Origin of the sequence: Mesorhizobium sp. M00.F.Ca.ET.216.01.1.1, assembly GCF_004010325.2 — a bacterium.
Lineage (GTDB): Bacteria > Pseudomonadota > Alphaproteobacteria > Rhizobiales > Rhizobiaceae > Mesorhizobium.
On sequence record NZ_SADR02000208.1, the window covers coordinates 1 to 381 of the forward strand.

The following is a 381-nucleotide window of genomic DNA, read 5'->3' on the forward strand; positions in this document are numbered from 1 at the left end:
ACAGGCATTTTTTCCTCTCCAAAGCGCTTTGAATATCGCATCTTCGGAGGTGTTGGGAAGATGCCTTCAACCGGAATCTGCTAAATCAGGGCTTGCGGGTCTTGCGTCCGGCCACCGTCTTGGCCTTGCCGGGCTTGGCGGGTGCACCGGGGATCGCCGAACTGGTGATGGACACCGGATCGCTGGCAGGGAACGTATCCTCGAGGCCTTCCTCGAGTTCCTCTTCGGTGTCGGCCTCTTGATGCCGCTCATGTTCGAGCGAACGGACCGCCGCGGTTTTCGGAGATTTCGGCGCGGACTTCGACGGCATCGGCATTTCTCCCTCGACTTGTCGCCGCACAACGGACGTGGGCGGCAAACGTTCCGAGGTCAGCCGGCGGC

At 61.2% G+C, this 381-nt stretch carries 1 protein-coding gene; it reads right to left on the reverse strand.

The features are described from left to right. Positions 1-85 precede the first annotated feature (85 nt). Positions 86-381: hypothetical protein (locus EN859_RS35765; RefSeq protein ID WP_245525881.1), on the reverse strand; the 296-nt coding region annotated here is incomplete at its 5' end.